The organism is Brevundimonas sp. MYb52 (assembly GCF_002979535.1).
Lineage (GTDB): Bacteria > Pseudomonadota > Alphaproteobacteria > Caulobacterales > Caulobacteraceae > Brevundimonas.
Genome location: NZ_PCPB01000001.1, coordinates 23,614 through 39,527, shown reverse-complemented (window position 1 = coordinate 39,527; position 15,914 = coordinate 23,614). Strand labels below are relative to the sequence as shown.

At 67.1% G+C, this 15,914-nt stretch carries 19 protein-coding genes; 3 read left to right on the top strand and 16 right to left on the bottom strand.

Features of this window, described 5'->3' with window-relative positions:
- Positions 1–7 precede the first annotated feature (7 nt).
- Complete coding sequence (locus CQ039_RS00275) at positions 8–1,858, bottom strand: phosphoenolpyruvate carboxykinase (GTP) (protein WP_199183514.1); 1,851 nt, start codon at positions 1,856–1,858, stop codon at positions 8–10.
- A 215-nt stretch (positions 1,859–2,073) separates the two neighbouring features.
- Here CQ039_RS00275 and CQ039_RS00270 point away from each other — a divergent pair, with 215 nt between their 5' ends.
- A complete protein-coding gene (locus tag CQ039_RS00270; protein WP_233190234.1) occupies positions 2,074–2,700 on the top strand; it encodes a DUF938 domain-containing protein in 627 nt (208 codons plus the stop codon).
- Positions 2,701–2,715: 15 nt separating this feature from the next.
- Here the strand turns inward: CQ039_RS00270 and CQ039_RS00265 are convergent, their stop codons facing one another.
- Positions 2,716–3,210 (bottom strand): hypothetical protein, encoded by a 495-nt coding sequence (locus CQ039_RS00265; protein WP_233190233.1) that lies wholly within the window; start codon positions 3,208–3,210, stop codon positions 2,716–2,718.
- Between the two features lie 312 nt (positions 3,211–3,522).
- On the opposite strand from CQ039_RS00265, the gene CQ039_RS00260 reads away from it, so the two are divergent.
- Positions 3,523–4,290 carry a pseudouridine synthase gene (locus CQ039_RS00260; protein ID WP_105563675.1) on the top strand — a complete coding sequence of 256 codons (768 nt, stop codon included), beginning with the start codon at positions 3,523–3,525 and terminating at the stop codon, positions 4,288–4,290.
- A gap of 4 nt (positions 4,291–4,294) precedes the next feature.
- Here CQ039_RS00260 and CQ039_RS00255 read toward each other — a convergent pair whose 3' ends face one another.
- From CQ039_RS00255 to CQ039_RS00205, 11 genes are all read right to left on the bottom strand, one after another.
- Entirely contained in the window at positions 4,295–4,594 is a 300-nt protein-coding gene (locus CQ039_RS00255) for a transcriptional regulator (RefSeq protein WP_105563674.1), read from the bottom strand.
- Positions 4,591–5,037: a hypothetical protein gene (locus tag CQ039_RS00250; protein WP_105563673.1), complete on the bottom strand. Its 447-nt coding sequence runs from the start codon at positions 5,035–5,037 to the stop codon at positions 4,591–4,593. Before CQ039_RS00250 ends, CQ039_RS00255 begins: the two co-directional genes overlap by 4 nt.
- An 80-nt stretch (positions 5,038–5,117) precedes the next feature.
- On the bottom strand, positions 5,118–5,882 hold the full coding sequence (locus CQ039_RS00245) for an ATP12 family chaperone protein (protein WP_105563672.1): 765 nt from the start codon (positions 5,880–5,882) through the stop codon (positions 5,118–5,120).
- A gap of 8 nt (positions 5,883–5,890) precedes the next feature.
- Positions 5,891–6,568, bottom strand: a complete 678-nt coding sequence (locus CQ039_RS00240; protein ID WP_233190232.1) for an HAD-IA family hydrolase — start codon at positions 6,566–6,568, stop codon at positions 5,891–5,893.
- Positions 6,565–7,560, bottom strand: coding sequence for an RluA family pseudouridine synthase (locus CQ039_RS00235; protein ID WP_105563671.1), 996 nt, complete (start codon positions 7,558–7,560; stop codon positions 6,565–6,567). The genes CQ039_RS00240 and CQ039_RS00235 overlap by 4 nt, the downstream gene beginning before the upstream one ends.
- Complete coding sequence (gene crcB / locus CQ039_RS00230; RefSeq protein WP_105563670.1) at positions 7,557–7,955, bottom strand: fluoride efflux transporter CrcB; 399 nt, start codon at positions 7,953–7,955, stop codon at positions 7,557–7,559. The genes CQ039_RS00235 and crcB overlap by 4 nt, the downstream gene beginning before the upstream one ends.
- 49 nt (positions 7,956–8,004) lie before the next feature.
- On the bottom strand, positions 8,005–8,499 hold the full coding sequence (locus CQ039_RS00225; RefSeq protein WP_105563669.1) for a hypothetical protein: 495 nt from the start codon (positions 8,497–8,499) through the stop codon (positions 8,005–8,007).
- A gap of 74 nt (positions 8,500–8,573) precedes the next feature.
- Positions 8,574–9,302, bottom strand: coding sequence for an RluA family pseudouridine synthase (locus CQ039_RS00220; protein WP_105563668.1), 729 nt, complete (start codon positions 9,300–9,302; stop codon positions 8,574–8,576).
- Between the two features lie 84 nt (positions 9,303–9,386).
- On the bottom strand, positions 9,387–9,827 hold the full coding sequence (locus tag CQ039_RS00215) for a hypothetical protein (protein ID WP_105563667.1): 441 nt from the start codon (positions 9,825–9,827) through the stop codon (positions 9,387–9,389).
- A 68-nt stretch (positions 9,828–9,895) separates the two neighbouring features.
- Positions 9,896–10,285, bottom strand: a complete 390-nt coding sequence (locus CQ039_RS00210; protein ID WP_105563666.1) for a hypothetical protein — start codon at positions 10,283–10,285, stop codon at positions 9,896–9,898.
- A gap of 7 nt (positions 10,286–10,292) precedes the next feature.
- Positions 10,293–11,600 (bottom strand): replication-associated recombination protein A, encoded by a 1,308-nt coding sequence (locus tag CQ039_RS00205; RefSeq protein WP_105563665.1) that lies wholly within the window; start codon positions 11,598–11,600, stop codon positions 10,293–10,295.
- 87 nt (positions 11,601–11,687) lie between these two features.
- On the opposite strand from CQ039_RS00205, the gene CQ039_RS00200 reads away from it, so the two are divergent.
- Positions 11,688–12,110, top strand: coding sequence for a VOC family protein (locus CQ039_RS00200; RefSeq protein ID WP_105563664.1), 423 nt, complete (start codon positions 11,688–11,690; stop codon positions 12,108–12,110).
- Here CQ039_RS00200 and bla read toward each other — a convergent pair.
- The 3 genes from bla to CQ039_RS00185 all read right to left on the bottom strand — a co-directional run bounded on the left by bla (position 12,107) and on the right by CQ039_RS00185 (position 15,847).
- A complete protein-coding gene (bla, locus tag CQ039_RS00195) occupies positions 12,107–12,985 on the bottom strand; it encodes a subclass B3 metallo-beta-lactamase (protein ID WP_199188411.1) in 879 nt (292 codons plus the stop codon). The two genes, CQ039_RS00200 and bla, sit on opposite strands and share 4 nt — an antisense overlap.
- A 66-nt stretch (positions 12,986–13,051) precedes the next feature.
- Positions 13,052–14,440 (bottom strand): trypsin-like peptidase domain-containing protein, encoded by a 1,389-nt coding sequence (locus CQ039_RS00190; protein WP_105563662.1) that lies wholly within the window; start codon positions 14,438–14,440, stop codon positions 13,052–13,054.
- A gap of 99 nt (positions 14,441–14,539) precedes the next feature.
- Positions 14,540–15,847: a TCR/Tet family MFS transporter gene (locus CQ039_RS00185; RefSeq protein WP_105563661.1), complete on the bottom strand. Its 1,308-nt coding sequence runs from the start codon at positions 15,845–15,847 to the stop codon at positions 14,540–14,542.
- Between the last annotated feature and the right edge of the window lie 67 nt (positions 15,848–15,914).

Here is a 15,914-nt window from a genome sequence, read left to right as displayed (position 1 = left end):
TTTTGTCTTACTCGGCGGCCAGCTTGGCGGCGCGAGCCTCTTCTAGGCGCTTGGTCAGGGCCGCGTGCTGGCCCCACAGAGCCTTGGGCAGGCGATCGCCGAACTTCTCGTAGAAGGCGGGGATCAGGCTGGCTTCCTCGGTCCAGACGTCGGCGTCGACGTCCAGCAGGATCTTCAGGTCGGCGTCCGACAGGCTCAGGCCCGACAGGTCCAGCGCAGCCTTGGTCGGCAGGCGTCCGACCGGGGTGTCCACAGCCTCGGCCTGACGGTCCAGACGCTCGACGATCCACTTCAGCACGCGGGCGTTGTCGCCAAAGCCCGGCCAGACGAACTTGCCGTCCTCGTTCTTGCGGAACCAGTTGACGAAGAAGAGGCGCGGCAGCTTGGCCGCATCCGCCTTCTCGCCCAGCTTCAGCCAGTGGCCGAAATAGTCGCCCATGTTGTAGCCGCAGAAGGGCAGCATGGCGAAGGGATCGCGGCGCAACTCGCCGACCTTGTTCTCGGCGGCGGCGGTGCCTTCCGAGGCCACGGTCGAGCCCATGAAGACCCCGTGCTCCCAGTCGAAGGCTTCCGTCACCAGCGGCACAGCCGAGGCGCGGCGACCGCCGAACAGGATGGCGTCGATCGGCACGCCCGCCGGGTCTTCCCACTCGGGCGCGATGGCCGGGCACTGGCCGGCGGGGGCGGCGAAGCGGGCGTTGGGGTGAGCAGCAGGCTCGCCCGAGGCCGGATCGTGGGGCTGCCCCTTCCAGTTGGTCAGGCCCGCAGGCGCTTCCTTGGTCAGACCTTCCCACCAGACGTCGCCGTCAGCGGTCAGGGCGACGTTGGTGAAGATGGTGTTCTTCGCCAGGGTCTCGAGCGCGTTGTGGTTGGTGTTGCGGCTGGTGCCCGGCGCCACACCGAAGAAGCCCGCTTCGGGGTTCACAGCATAGAGGCGGCCATCGTCGCCGAAGCGCATCCAGGCGATGTCGTCGCCGACCGTCTCGGCCTTCCAGCCGTCCAGCGCCGGTTGCAGCATGGCCAGATTGGTCTTGCCGCAGGCGCTCGGGAAGGCGGCGGCCACGTACTTGGACACGCCCTCGGGGCTGGTCAGCTTGAGGATCAGCATATGCTCGGCCAGCCACCCCTCGTCGCGGGCCATGATCGAGGCGATGCGCAGGGCGTAGCACTTCTTGCCCAGCAGGGCGTTGCCGCCGTAGCCCGAGCCGTAGGACCAGATTTCGCGGGTTTCGGGGAAGTGGACGATCCACTTGTCGTCGTTGCAGGGCCACGGCACATCGGCCTGACCTTCAGCCAGCGGCGCGCCCAGGGTGTGGACGGCGGGCACGAAGACGCCATCGGAGCCCAGCATGTCCAGCGCGCCCTTGCCCATGCGGGTCATGACGCCCATCGACACGGCGACATAGCCGCTGTCGGTGATCTCGACGCCCAAGGCGGAGATCTTGGAGCCCAGCGGGCCCATGCAGAAGGGGACGACATACATCGTCCGGCCCTTCATGCAGCCGTCGAACAGACCGTCGAGGCGGTCGCGCATCTCGATCGGGTCCGCCCAGTTATTGGTCGGGCCGGCGTCGGCCTCCTCTTCCGAGCAGATGAAGGTGCGGCTCTCGACGCGGGCCACGTCCTTGGGGTCCGAAGCGGCGTAGTAGCAGCCGGGACGCTTGGCCTGATCCAGTTCCTTCAGCGTGCCCTTGCCGATCAGGTCGGCGACGATGGCCGATTTTTCGGCTTCAGAGCCGTCGCACCAGTGCACCCGGTCCGGCTTGGTCAGGGCCGCGATCTGGGCGACCCAGGCGACCAGGCCCTTGTGCTCGGTCGGCGCGGGATAGAGTCCCGGAATCGATACGTCTGCAGTCACAACTATGGTCTCCTGAACCGTGCCGTCCGACGATCTGACGCCGCCGTGACGAGTCGGGCGCCGATCACGCCCTGTTACAGGCGCAATGCCACCAGAGGCGACGCAAGGTCAACCGTTGCCGGAATTCACCCCGCTCGGAATAAAATTGCTGCGTCGCAGCATGTTTTCCGGTCGCCCGTCGCGCCGAGCGGCGATACCACAGTCGGATGCGCACCATGGACACCCTGACCGCCCGTCCTGACGGGGCTCTGGCCTCCCCGGCCTCGCTTCGCAATGCGGAACCGATCCTTCGCATCCTGCGCGCCCATCTGCCGAAAAGCGGGCGAGTTCTGGAAATCGCCTCCGGCTCGGGCCAGCACGCCGTCTTCTTTTCCAGCGCCCTGCCCGGATTGGACTGGACGCCCAGCGATCCCAGCGCGGACGCGCGCGCCAGCATCGCCGCCTGGGCCGCCGAGGCCGGGACCGAGCGACTGCAAACGCCGCTGGCCTTGGACTGTCTGGACGAGGCGACCTGGCCCGAGGCGCAGTACGACGCCGTCGTCTGCATCAATATGGTCCACATCAGCCCGTGGGCGGCGACCGAGGGGCTGATGAAGCTGGCGGAGCGCGCTCTGCCGCGCCCCGGCGGCCTGCTCTATCTCTACGGCCCCTATCGCGAGGCCGAAGTCCCTCTGGCGCCGTCCAACGAAGCCTTTGACGCCAGCCTGAAGACCCGCGATCCGGCCTGGGGTCTGCGCGACCGCGACGCGGTCGTCGCCCTGGCCCGATCGCATGGCCTGGCGCTGACGTTGCGGACGGAGATGCCCGCCAACAACATCAGCCTTGTGTTCAGACGAGCCTGATCAGGCCCTCGCCCATCAGGAAATGGTCGCGACCACCGCCGACAGTTCGGCGCGGTCGTTGATCAGGGCAACCTTGCCACCCTGGAACACTGCGCCCGGCGCATCCGCGGTCACGCCAAAGGCTTCGGCCGTCAGGGTCACGCCGTCGGCAAAGGCCAGAACCGGCAGGCCCTGATCCTTGGCCAGCGCCAGCAGCGCCTTGGTCTGAGCCACGCCTGCCTCGTCCGTCGCACCGCCCGGCACGACCACGCCCTTGACCCGTCCGCCGGTGATGTCGTCCGCCGTCGCAGTCGCCAGCACGGTCACGCCGCCGCTGACCAGACTGGCGTCCCCGGTGGAGATCGGCGCCAGGGACACGCCGTCAAAGCGAAGCGCGGTCTCCATGTCGCCCAGCGAGCCGAAATCCATGCCCTTGCGCATGATCAGAGCCATGCGCAGACGCACGGGGGCGGGACGGTTGAAGCCCTGACGAGGGCGGGGTGCGGTCGTAGCGTTGCGTTGAGCGTACAAGACGTCTCCTTCGAAGGTTATCGTTCAATATTCGTTCGCCGGTTCATAATGGATCAGGCGAAACGCCCCTGATGTGGAACTGAAAACGTGAATCGCCGCGTCACGGCGACGCCGAACGCGATCTGGATCAGTTCGATGGGGTGACTGAACATATAGGCCGCCTGCGCTGAGGGTCAATGTCCGGTCACGGTCATCTGATCTCAGCGATATTCAGACCTCTTGCGCGAAATCTTTGCGAACATCGGTCGCAATGGGCCTTGCCTGGCCGCACTCACGGCCTCTACAGAGCCGCATCTTCGAGGATCGACCGCCATGGCTTTCACCCGCACCTACGACGGCCCTGAGCCTGTCCGCATCAACAAGTGGCTGGGCCAGACCGGCGTCTGCTCGCGCCGCGAGGCCGAGGCCCTGATTGCCGCCGGCATGGTCACGATCGACGGCGAGAGCGTCACCGACGCGGGGCGCAAGATCGAGCCGGGCCAGACCCTGACCCTGAACGACCGGGGCCAGGCCGCCCTGGCGTCGGGCGTCACCATCCTGATGCACAAGCCGCTGGGCTATGTCTCGGGCCAGCCCGAGCCGGACAAGATCCCCGCTGTGCGCCTGCTGACCGCCGAAAACCTGGTCGGTGAAGGCACGCCGCCCGCCGAGGACGCCTCCCTGCCCCCCATCGGCCGTCTGGACGAGGATTCGCGCGGCCTGCTGATGCTGTCGTCGGACGGCGTGGTGGCCAAGGCCGTGATCGGGCCTCAGTCGCGCCTGGACAAGGAATACCTGGTCCGCATCGAAGGCGACGTGACGGAGAAGAAGCTGGCCCTGCTGCGTCGCGGCCTGATGCTGGACGGGCGCATCCTGAAATACGCCAAGGTCTCGCGCATGGAGCAGAACCGCTTGCGCTTCATCCTGACCGAAGGCCGCAATCGCCAGATCCGTCGCATGTGTGAAATGGTCGATCTGGAGGTCATCGACCTGCTGCGCATCCGCGTCGGCCCGATTCACCTGAACAACCTGCCCGAGGGCAAGTGGCGGATGATCACGGCCGAGGAGCGTGAAGCCCTGATCAGCGGCCAGATGGGCTGATCCATCAGGTCAAGGCGAGTCCGGCCATTCGGGTGAGTTCCGCAACATGGCTGGCGAAGGCTTTCTTGCCTGCGGACGTCAGGCTGATCCACGTCCGTTGACGTCCCTCAGACACCGCCTTGCGAAGCGTGACATAACCCGCCTCATCCAGCTGTTTCAGATGCTTGGATAGAACCGAGTCCGACACTTCAAGCCGGTCGCGGATCATGGCGAACTCCGCATCGTCGATCCCGGACAGAAGGGCGCAGATCTGCAGCCGCCCCGGAGCATGGATGATCGCGTCAAAGACTGGGCGCGCGCTCATTCACCTGTCTCCAGCTCCCGCCGCCACACGGCCGTCCAGATCCGGCTCCCCACGATAGCCGCGACGAAACCGAGCGCACCCGACACCATGAACAACCACCACGGCCCGACGAACCGGCCATAAAGCGACAGGCTGATCAATCCGAGGAAGACGGCCAAGAGCCCGAACGCCACCCAGCGCGCGCGTTTTGGCGAGTAGCCGCTGACCCACCAGCCGAACTTCCGGCGCCACCACATCACCATGACGGCCAGACCGCCCAGGGCGATGGGCAGGACGATCAGCGACCACGGCTGAGGCATGCCCTGCCCCGCGACCAGAAGTCCGCATACCGCGCCGTAGGCCAGGTCGTAACCTAGGGGATATTCCAGTGATGGCGCGACGCTGCTGCGCGCGGCCCGGATCGACGCCAAGGCATCCTGAGGGCTTTGGGGGGTCTGGGGCATGACGAAACCTCACTTTCCAATCTGGAAAGAGTATGCGTCAGTTTCCATGATGGCAAGTCGTTATTTTCCAAAATGGAAAGTTAGCCCTGCAGCGCCTCGAACCACCGCTGCAACAGAGTCGCCTCGTCGCGATGAGCGGCCACGCGCGCCGCCGCCTCTTCGTCCACGCCCCAGCGTTCCTCGGTAAAGGCCTCATCCAGACGCGACAGGTCCAGCGCCGCCGCGCCCGACAGGGCCCCGCGCTGCACCGCCAGCCCCAGCACCGCCGACCCCAGCAGCGGCACCGCCGTCGCCAGACCGGTCAGGGCGTGGTCGTCCATCTCCAGAGCCAGAGCCTTGACCCGCTCCAGCGCCTCGGGCGCCTGGGGCCGATGGACGATGCCTTCGGCCGTGTGCAGGACCACGCCCAGTTCCCTGGCCGCCCAGTCGCGCCACGGCCCCCACTCCGCCTGCTGACGCTCGATCAGGGCCGTCGGATGCTCGGCCAGGTAGCAGACGACATCCGATCCGGCGTAGGCGGCGATCTCGGCGGCCACCGGCTCGCGCGTCTGGCTGACCCGGTCGATGGCGGTCGAGGCCAGACGGGTGGCGGGCATGGTTCCAGGAACCAGGAACTCGCCCTGCGCCGCCCATTCGTCGGCGACCAGACGCGCGGCGGCCTCGGTCGGCAGGGTCAGGGTGTTTCCCGCCGGGGTCTTGGGCGTGCGACCGTCCAGCCGCACTGTCCAGCCGCCCTCGTCTTTCGACACGTCGGCGACCGTCCAGAAGCGCTTGATGCGCTCCTCGGACTCGCGAAAGCCCTTGCGGGCGGCGACGTTGGGATCAAGCGGAGGGATGTGGGACATGGGTCGTCTCAGGCAGCAAGAGCAGTAGCGGCGAAGCGGTCCAGCGCCGCCTCCAGATCAGGACAGTCGACGGCGACGTGATGCGCGCCTGCCGCCGCCTGTTCCTCATGGGTGTGGAAACCCCATCCGACCCCCAGAGGATGCACGCCTGCGTTCAGCGCCATCCTAATGTCGTGGCTGGTGTCGCCGATCATTACGGTCGAGGCCGCGTCGGCCCCGCAGGCGGTCATGGCGGCGAACAGCATGGCCGGATCGGGCTTGCCCGGACCATCCGCCGCGCAGTGGCTGGACAGGAACAGTTCGCTCCATCCCGGGCGCGCCAGATTGCGGGCCACCCCGCGCCGGTTCTGGCCCGTCGCCAGCGACAGCCGCCAGCCGTCCCGCTTCAACCGCCGCAGGGTGTCCATGACGCCGGGATAAAGCGGCTCCTCGTGGCCCGCCTCATACATGGTGCGGAAGCTGGCCTGAAACGCCGCGACGAAGTCGGCCAGTTCAGCCAGGGTCAGCCCCGGCTCCAGCACATGCAGCGCCTTGTCCAGCGTCAGACCGACAATCTGGCGCACCCGATCATAGGATGGCTCAGGCAAACCCAGTTCCCGCGCGGCCTCGCAACAGGCCCGATGGATCGAGGCCCGGCTGTCCACCAGGGTCCCGTCGATGTCGAAAACGGCGAGCGGACGCATCATCGCTGGCGCTTGACCCCTTCAAACGGATCGACGTCGCTTTCATCCTCAGAGAAGCCGAAGTGGGCGAAGCCAGCCTTCATCTCGGGGCTGAGCGGCGCCTCGACGATCAGCTTGCCGCCGCGCGGGTGGTCCAGCTCGATGCGGCGGGCGTGCAACTGCAGCTTCAGCACCCCGGACAGTTCGCGCGACTTGTCGTCGCCGTACTTGGGATCGCCCAGGATGGGGTGGCCGATGGCGGCCATGTGGGCGCGCAACTGGTGGGTGCGGCCGGTGAAGGGGCGCAGGGCCATCCAGGCGGCGCGGTGGGCGGCGCGGCTGATGGTGGCGAAGGCGGTCTCGGCCGGTTCGCCCTTGGGGTCCTTGGGATCAGCCGGGCGCATCATCTCGAAGTCGTTGATGCCGGTCTTCTTCAGCGCCATGTCGATCTGACCCGCCGAAGGCTTGGGGTTGCCGATGACGATGGCCCAATAGGTCTTCTTGGCCTGACGACGGGCGAAGGCCCCGGCCAGACGCTTGGCCGCCTCCGGCCCCTTGCCCAGCAGCAGGACGCCCGAGGTGTCGCGGTCCAGGCGGTGGACCAGACGCGGACGGTCCATCCCCTCGCCCCAGGCCGACAGCAGGCGGTCGACGTGCTTGGTGGTCTTGGTGCCGCCCTGCACCGCCAGGCCGTGCGGCTTGTTCAGGGCGATGACCATGTCGTCTTCATAGAGGACCAGCGACTTGGCGTAGGCCACGTCGCGCTCGGTCAGTTCGTGCAGGTCGCCGGGCTTGCGCGGATTGGCCTCAGGCAGGGGCGGCACACGCACGGCGGCGCCGGCGGTCAGGCGGTCCTGCGGCTTGACCCGCGAGCCATCGACGCGGATCTCGCCCTTGCGGGCCATCTTCTCGACCTGGATATGGGTCAGGTGCGGCCAGCGGCGCTTGAACCACCGATCCAGGCGGATGTCGTGCTCGTCTTCGGCGACATAGAGGGTCTGGACTTCGCGGCTCATGCGCCCACTCCGGTAAACAGTTTGCGCGCGATCATCAGGCCGACGAACAGGGCGGCGATGGCAAGAACCACCGAACCCACCGCATAGACGAAAGCCGTGGCCAGTTCACGGCGTTCGATCATCAAAGCGGCTTCCAGTGAAAATGCCGAGAAGGTGGTGAAGCCGCCCAGCACGCCGACAGCGGCGAACAGGCGGATGCTCTCCTGTCCCGCGCCCACCTTCAGCGCCAGCCAGCCGGCCAACAGCCCCATCAGCAGACCGCCGATGATGTTGGCGGCGAAGGTGCCCCACGGCCAAGCGGAGCCAGGGGCCAGCCGCCCAACCGTCAGGCCCAGCCCATAGCGGGCCACAGCCCCCAGGGCGCCGCCGGCGGCGACAAGAAGAAATTGCATCATGCCGGGCTTCTACACCGACACGGCGGGAATGACAGCGGTTGGCGGGGCCTTACAGCCGGTTGCGGATCGCGTCCTGAACCCGGCGTGCGTCATAGGCCTCGGCGCGGTCCGGCTTGGCGCCGCGCCCCATGACGATCTCCAGCGTGGTCGAGGTCGGCTGCGGCCCGCTGAGATCAAAACCCAGCCCCACGCCGACACCCGACGTGCTATAGCCGCCGTAACGACCGCCGCCCGCCCCGATCGAGACGCTGGGGCGCACGCCGCCGGCGCTGTCGGGACGGCCGTCGATCCAGCGCTGCGTCACCTCGAACCAATCATAGCCCTGATCCACCGTCAGTTGCCCTGCACGGAACAGGGCGCGATCGACCACCGGGCCGGGCGCGCCGACGCCGTTATAGGTGACGCGGAAACGGTTGGATTCAATCTGCTGCTCGCTGAACCCCTGCCCCCGCGCGGACTGCTGCGGACCATAGGGGGCCAGGCTGGCGCAGGCGCTCAGCAGCAGGGCGGAGGCTGCGATCAGGCCGAAGGTCAGACGTTTCATGCGAAATCTCCTGCCCGATTAGCGTCGAGCTATCGTGGATGTTCCGCCGTGACGCTGAACAGAAGCTGAACCGCCTAGAGCCCCGCCGCCGCCTGCAAGGCCGCGAAGTCCTCAGGCGGCGCCGCCTCCAGCGTCACGCGCTCGCCGCCCTCGGGATGCGGAAAGGACAGCTTGGCCGCGTGCAGCATCAGGCGCGGCGCACCACGACCGGCGAAGGTCAGGGCCCCGCCGTAACGCACGTCGCCGACCAGAGGCCGACCGATCGAGGCCATGTGGACCCTGAGTTGATGCATCCGCCCCGTCTCGGGCGACAGTTCGACCAGAGCCCCGTCCTCGCTGGCCGCCAGGGTGCGATAGCCGCTGACCGCGCCTTGCGCGCCCGGGGCGTCGAACTCGACCACCCGCATATAGGATTCGCGCCCGATCTCCTCGCGGCGCAGGGCGGCGGTGATGCGGCCCGACTTGGGCTCGGGCGCGGCCGACACCAGGGCCAGATAGGTCTTCTGGAACCGGCGCATCTGCATGGCCTTGCCCAGGAAGCCCGCCGCCGGCTTGGTCTTGGCCGCCAGGATGACGCCCGAGGTGTCTCGGTCCAGCCGATGCACCAGTTCCGGCCGCTTGCCGTTCGAGCGCGCGAAGGCCCACAGAAGGTCGTCCAGGGTGTGGGCCTGGATGCGTCCGCCCTGGCTCGACAGGCCCGACGGCTTGTTGAAGGCGATGATGTGCGCGTCCTCGTGGATGACCCACGAACGGACGGCGGCGATGTCTTCTTCGGTCAGGGAAGCGGGCTGGCGGGTTTTCACCCGCCGAGCCTTTAGCGGAGGACGGCCTTCTTCGCCATGGCCGAGGCATGCCGAAGCAGCGAAACAGCCATAGCCAGCTATGGCCTAGCGGATTATCGCCTTGCCGCGCGCCCATCGGGAATAGGCGATCTGGCCGATGAAGATGAGGATGACAAGCAATCCGAAGCCCATGCCAGCGGCGCCCATAACCTCGCGGCCATTGCTGAGAAAATGAACGTAGACGCTGTCCGCGAGCATGGCGATCAAGCCGGCGATAAAGGCGTTGAACGCCAGCCGGCGACGAAACAGCAACAGCATGGCCCCAAGCAAGCCGCACCAGACCGCAGCGCCGAACGCGACGTCGGTCCAGACCGGCGCGGCGCGCAGATAGGCCGCCTCCGCCGCCGTCAACGCGTCCCAATATGCCGGAGCGCCCGTCACTTGTTGATACCACTGCCAGACGCCGGTCGCATTCCACAGCAGCGACAGTCCGCCCACCAGCCACAGATGCCAGGGCGTCGCCTGACGCCTCGCAATATCGGTCATGTTTCCCTCCCCAGGTTGCCGATGGGGCAGGCTAGGCCCTAACCGCCATGCTTAACAATGAACAGCGATCACTCTCCGACAAACCAGCGCCGAGCGCAGGCAATGCATGCAATAGTCCCAGCCAACAGCGCCGCCGGGATCAGCAGAACAAAGACAATAGCGCTTAACTCAAGAAGCCAATTCTCCGGCACACCGCCGGAGACCCTCCAGGCGATATTCAACTTGATCGCGATCACGTTGAACCCGGCCATTGCTGCCGCCGCACCGATACCCGCCACCGCCCACCAACGGCTGGGCAGTGATCCAAAGAAAACGACGGCCGCAACAAGCGTCGCAAGCAACATCCAGAAGGACCACACATCTGGGAGATCGGGCGAGCGCTGGATTCCCCAGTATTGAAGCGCCAGAACGAAAATCGGCAGGATTGGCGCTACAGCCAAAATCCGTGATCTGGTCATTTACCGCTCAGCCTTCCCTTTGCGCCCGTTCCCGCAGCGCCGCCCAGCGTTCCAGCCGCGCCTTGACCTTCTCCTCATGCCCCTCGCCCTTGGGCTTGTAGAAGGTGCGGCGCTCCATCTCGTCGGGGAAGAAGTTGGCGCCCGAAAAGCCCTCGGGGGTGTCGGGGTCGTACTGGTAGCCCTTGCCGTAGCCGAGCGACTTCATCAGCTTGGTCGGGGCGTTGCGGATATGGGCGGGCGGCATCAGCGAGCCGGTTTCGTGCGCCGCCTTCTTCGCCGCCTTGAAGGCCTCATAGACCCCGACAGACTTGGGCGCCGTGGCCAGGTGGACCACCGCCTGAGCCAGCGCCAGTTCCCCCTCGGGCGAACCCAGGAAGTCGTAGGTGTCCTTGGCGGCGTTGGCGACGATGATGGACAGGGGGTCGGCCTGGCCGATGTCTTCGACCGCCATCCGCACGATGCGCCGCGCCAGATACAGCGGGTCCTCGCCCCCGTTCAGCATCCGCGCCAGCCAGTAGAGCGCCGCGTCCGGGTCGGACCCGCGCACCGACTTATGCAGGGCCGATATGAGGTTGTAGTGCTCCTCGCGCGACTTGTCGTAGGCGGGGGCGCGTTTCTGAAGCACGCCCGCCAGGGCCTGCACGTCCAACGGCTGGCCCTCAGGCAGGTCGAACAGGACCTCGGACATGGTCAGCAGATAGCGGCCGTCGCCGTCGGCCAGGGCCAGCATGGCCTGACGCGCTTCCGACGTCAGCGGCAAGGGTCGGTCCATCAGGGCCGCCGCCCGATCCAGCAGTTGATCCAGCGCCGCGTCATCCAGACGCTTCAGCACATAGACCTGTGACCGCGACAGCAGCGCCCCGTTCAGCTCAAAGCTCGGGTTCTCGGTCGTAGCGCCGACCAGGGTGACCACCCCCTCCTCGACGAAGGGCAGGAATCCGTCCTGCTGGGCGCGGTTGAAGCGGTGGATTTCGTCCACGAACAGAAGGGTCTGCTGGCCCGCGGCCCGTCGCATCCTTGCAGCCTCGAACGCCTTCTTCAGGTCAGCAACGCCCGAGAAGACGGCGCTAATCGATTGATATTCATAGCCCGCCGCCTTGGCCAACAGCCGGGCGATGGTGGTCTTGCCGGTGCCGGGCGGCCCCCACAGGATCATGGAGCCCAGGCGCCCGGCCTCGATCATGCGCCGGATCGGCCCGCCGACGCCCAGCAGATGATCCTGACCCACGACCTGATCCAGCGTCTGCGGGCGCAGACGGTCAGCAAGCGGCGCGTCGGGGGGATGGATGCCGGAGGCTTCGAACAGATCACTCATGAGACAGTCAAGGATTGGGGAACGGCAGAGATAGGCGTTCGTTCACGGAACTGCACGCACTAGTATCGGGCCAACCGAGGAAGCTCCATGTCCGAACCCCAGGCCAACCAAGGCCCCACCGGCGGCGTCACGCCCCACCTGACCATCCCCTCGCGTGGCGGCGCGGCGGCCATCGAGTTCTACGGCCGAGCCTTCGGCGCCGAGGAGATCATGCGGATGCCCGCCGAGGACGGCGAGCGGCTGATGCACGCCCACCTCAGGATCAATGGCGCCAGTCTGATGCTGGCCGACGAATTCCCAGAATGGACCGGCGAGTCCGACATCACCCCCAGGGGCGTCACCCTGCATCTTCAGGTCGATGATCCCGACGAGTGGTGGAACCGCGCCCTGGTGGCCGGCGCCATTCCTGTCATGCCGCTCGAGGACCAGTTCTGGGGCGACCGTTACGGCCAGGTCCGCGACCCCTTCGGCCACACTTGGTCCATCGGCGGCCCCAGCAAGGGCGTTTAGGGCGCTTCGCGATCCAGTCGCGCCTGAAGCCGCCCCCGCGCCCTTTCGGCATAGGCGCGACAGGCTGACGGATCGAGGAAGGGGTTGGGCGTGACCCCGGCCTCCAAGGCCGCGATCTTGACGTCGCCGCCCGAGTTGTCCGGGTGGGCCGAGATCAGCAGGTCGCACGGCAGGGCCTCGATACGATCGATGGAGGTCCGCAGCGCCGCCGTCACGTCGGGATGCGCCCTATAGGTGAAGGCCCCGTTCGCCACCGCGTTGAGACTGGAGGCGAACACCACGTCCACGCAGGTCTCGCCTTCGCACGTCTTCCACGTCCAGCTGACGCTGCCCGGCGTATGGCCCGGCGTAAAGACCGCCGTCACCGCCGTATCGCCCAGACGAACCGCCTCGCCGTCCTCGATGCCCCGCGCATTGGGAACCGGCGGATGCTCGGGAATATTGGCGGCCTGTGGATCATGGGCGTCGACCCGGCCCGTGCGCAGGGCGGCGGCGCCGATGGGACTGGTGATCACCTGCGCCCCGCTGTCGCGCGTCAGGGCGGCCAGGCCTCCGGAATGATCATAGTGCGCCTCGGTGTTCAGGATGTAGCGGATGTCCTCGACCCGGAAACCCAGGTGACGGATGCTCGCCTCCGTCGCCGCCACGGTCTGAGGCAGGGCGCCGTCGATCAGGATCAGACCGTCACCGGTATCGATCAGCACCAGGCTGAGGCCGCCGGTGCCGACGAAATAGGTGTTTCCGTACAGCTTCAACGGCGACTGCGGCTTCACCCAGTCCGCGTTTCCAGGAATCGGCTGCGTCAGGGGATCGTCATGCAGGGCGTTCCCGCTTGCGGACAGCAGGGTAAGAGCGGCGGCGAAGGGCAGGATCATCATCCCGCCATTCGGCATGAGGCATCACCGTTCGCAAATGGAAAGGCGAAGCTATCCCCGGTTCCATTACGGCAACCGCCCCGTCAGCTTGCGCCCGCCGCGCACGATGGTCAGTTCCGAGCCGCGCTGCGCCCGGGCCAGCACGCCGACCGAGGTCGCCGGACGCCCGTCCACCTGAGCGATCAGGTCGTTGGGACGCAGGCCGATCCGCGCGGCCAGGCTGTTGCGCTGCACCCCCGTCACCACCACGCCGCTGACAAAGGGATCGCCGCCCAGGCGGTCGGCCAGAGCCGGATTCAGCGCCACGCCTTGCAAGCCGGCCAGCGCCCCCTGCCCCACGGTCGTGCCGGGACCGGGTTCAGCCTCGCCGGGGAGGGTCGAAACTCGCGCATTGATCGTCTGGGTCCGGCCGTCGCGCAGGATGGTCACAGCGACCGTCGCGTTCGGCGACTTGGTGCCGACGCGGAAGTTCAACCCGCCCTGATCGTTGATCTCGGCCCCGTCGATGGCGGTGATGACATCGCCTTCCTCAAGCCCGGCGCGCGCGCCCGGCCCCTGAGGATAGACCTCGGTGATGATCAGGCCCTGCGGCCGCGACAGGCCCAGGCTGCGAGCAATGTCGGCGCTGACGGTGTCGCCCTTCACGCCCAGCCAGGGCCGGACGACGGACTTGGCGCCGCCAATGGCGGAATCCACCACCCGCTTGACCATGGTCGCCGGCACGGCGAAACCCACCCCCGTCGAGGAGCCGGTGCGCGAGAAGATGGCGGTGTTGATGCCGATCAGGTCGCCGTCCATGTCGACCAGGGCGCCGCCAGAGTTGCCGGGGTTGATGGCCGCGTCGGTCTGGATGAAGGAGCCGGAATCGCTGATCCCTGTCTCGGTGCGGTTCACCGCCGAAATGATGCCGTTGGTCACCGTTTGGCCGACCCCGAACGGATTGCCGATGGCCAGGACCAGGTCGCCGACCTGCTGTTCTTCCTGATCGTCGATGCGCAGCACCGGCAGACTGCCCTCGACGCCCTCCAGCTGCAGCACGGCGATATCGGAGCGCGAATCCGCCAGCAGCACCTTGGCCGCATACTCGCGCCGATCGTTCAGAGTGACGCGGATCTGCTGCATATTCTCGATGACGTGGTTGTTGGTCACCACCACCCCGTCGGGGCGCACAATGACGCCCGAGCCGATCGAGCCGGTCACGCGCGACTGCGGCCCGCCGCCAAACATCTCGAAGAAGGGATCGCGGACCTGCTGCACGCCGCGCGCCGAGATATTGACCACGGCGGGGGCCGCCTCGCGCACCACAGGGGCAAAGCTGGACTTCATCGTCCCGGCGTCGCGCGGAGCCTGACGCGGCTGTTCGGCGAAGACGCCTTCCTGCGCCTTGGACGGTTGCGGCTGGCCGCAGGCGGACAGCATCAGGGCGGCGGCGAGGGCCAATCTGGAAGTCTTCATGTCGTCCGGTCTCGTTCGGAAGGCTTAGTTTACAAGGCATTGCGCAACGGGTTTGAGACAGGATCAAGACCAATGGCCAAGCCTGACGCCGCGCCGCGATCAAACGAGCGTGACTTCATCCCGTTCCGCCCGCCGCGCGGTGATCCAGCCGATCAGCGCAGCCAGGGCCAGGACCACGGCGGCCAGATAGAAGGCGAGGCCCGGCGTCGAAATGGCGTCCACCACCACCGACGCGAGTGTCGAATCTATGCCGACGCCGCTCAGCCATGTCCTCACCGGCCCAAAGCCCTCCCCCACCGACACCGAATAGACCCACCCGAAGAACAGCGGCGAGGCCACCCCGGCAATGGAGGCGACGCTCATGTTCGCCCCCTGCAACTGGCCCTGCTCGCTCTCGCTGACCCGCCGGGTCATCAGGGACTGCAGGGTCGGCATGGCCAGGCCCCACAGGGCGTTAGGCAGCATGGCGATAATGAAGGCCACGCCCGTCGGGGCCCAACCCATCAGGGCGATGCCCACCGTGCCGCCGCACAGGCCCAGGATCATGGTCATCCGGTCGCCCAGCTTCTTCGACACCGGCCCGACCAGGACGCCCTGGACGATCATGTCCAGCACACCGACCAGGGCCAGCAGCATCCCCACCTGCCACGGCCCCCAGTCATATCTCAGCCCGGCATAGAGGACGAAGACCGCCGAGAAGACGTGGTGGGCGAAATAGAGCAGGAAGTTCACGACCGCGAGGCCCGTCAGCTCGGCGTGACGTTTCAGCAGGATCATGGCCCCGATGGGGTTCGCCCGCCGCCAGCTGAACTTCATCCGCTTCTCGACCGCCAGGCTCTCGGGCAGGATGAACAGGCCATAGAGGAAGGCCACGCCCGACATGAAGGCGGCGACCCAGAAGGGCACGCGCGGCCCGAACTCGCCCAGGAAACCGCCCAGCACCGGCCCCAGGACGAAGCCGCCCGAGAAGGCCGCGCCGATCAGGCCATAGGCCCGCGCGCGTTTGTCCGGTTCGGTGATGTCGGCCATGTAGGCGTAGATGGTGGTGAAGCTGGACGAGGTGACCCCCGCGATCAACCGCCCGACCGCCAGCCACCACAGGCTCGGCGCGAGCGCCATCAACACATAGTCCGCCGCCAGCCCAGCGCAGCTGATCAGGATGACCGGACGACGCCCATACTGGTCCGACAGCGAACCGATCACCGGCGAGGCCAGGAACTGCATCCCCGCCCACAGCGCCACGAAGACGCCGTTCAGCAGCCCCGCCCGCGCATTCGAGCCGACGAACTCCTCGATCAGATGCGGCAGAACCGGAATGACGATCCCCATGGCCACGATGTCCAGCACCGCGGTCACGAGGATGAAGGCGATCGCCGCACGGCGGACCTTGGGGTGATGTAGGGACATGGAACGCCGATCTGTTGGAACGCTCTTTTAGCGACGACGTCCCGGCGCGCCCATCCCCGATGCGCAG

Bases quoted from the DNA above. Each gene is read 5' to 3' on its own strand.
- crcB (WP_105563670.1), bottom strand. From the start codon at position 7,955: ATGATGCAATTTCTTCTTGTCGCCGCCGGCGGCGCCCTGGGGGCTGTG.
- CQ039_RS00235 (WP_105563671.1), bottom strand. From the start codon at position 7,560: ATGAGCCGCGAAGTCCAGACCCTCTATGTCGCCGAAGACGAGCACGAC.
- bla (WP_199188411.1), bottom strand. From the start codon at position 12,985: ATGATCCTGCCCTTCGCCGCCGCTCTTACCCTGCTGTCCGCAAGCGGG.
- CQ039_RS00185 (WP_105563661.1), bottom strand. From the start codon at position 15,847: ATGTCCCTACATCACCCCAAGGTCCGCCGTGCGGCGATCGCCTTCATC.
- CQ039_RS00260 (WP_105563675.1), top strand. From the start codon at position 3,523: ATGGCTTTCACCCGCACCTACGACGGCCCTGAGCCTGTCCGCATCAAC.
- CQ039_RS00205 (WP_105563665.1), bottom strand. From the start codon at position 11,600: ATGAGTGATCTGTTCGAAGCCTCCGGCATCCATCCCCCCGACGCGCCG.
- CQ039_RS00255 (WP_105563674.1), bottom strand. From the start codon at position 4,594: ATGAGCGCGCGCCCAGTCTTTGACGCGATCATCCATGCTCCGGGGCGG.
- CQ039_RS00270 (WP_233190234.1), top strand. From the start codon at position 2,074: ATGGACACCCTGACCGCCCGTCCTGACGGGGCTCTGGCCTCCCCGGCC.
- CQ039_RS00240 (WP_233190232.1), bottom strand. From the start codon at position 6,568: ATGATGCGTCCGCTCGCCGTTTTCGACATCGACGGGACCCTGGTGGAC.
- CQ039_RS00210 (WP_105563666.1), bottom strand. From the start codon at position 10,285: ATGACCAGATCACGGATTTTGGCTGTAGCGCCAATCCTGCCGATTTTC.
- CQ039_RS00200 (WP_105563664.1), top strand. From the start codon at position 11,688: ATGTCCGAACCCCAGGCCAACCAAGGCCCCACCGGCGGCGTCACGCCC.
- CQ039_RS00250 (WP_105563673.1), bottom strand. From the start codon at position 5,037: ATGCCCCAGACCCCCCAAAGCCCTCAGGATGCCTTGGCGTCGATCCGG.
- CQ039_RS00215 (WP_105563667.1), bottom strand. From the start codon at position 9,827: ATGACCGATATTGCGAGGCGTCAGGCGACGCCCTGGCATCTGTGGCTG.
- CQ039_RS00225 (WP_105563669.1), bottom strand. From the start codon at position 8,499: ATGAAACGTCTGACCTTCGGCCTGATCGCAGCCTCCGCCCTGCTGCTG.
- CQ039_RS00245 (WP_105563672.1), bottom strand. From the start codon at position 5,882: ATGTCCCACATCCCTCCGCTTGATCCCAACGTCGCCGCCCGCAAGGGC.
- CQ039_RS00190 (WP_105563662.1), bottom strand. From the start codon at position 14,440: ATGAAGACTTCCAGATTGGCCCTCGCCGCCGCCCTGATGCTGTCCGCC.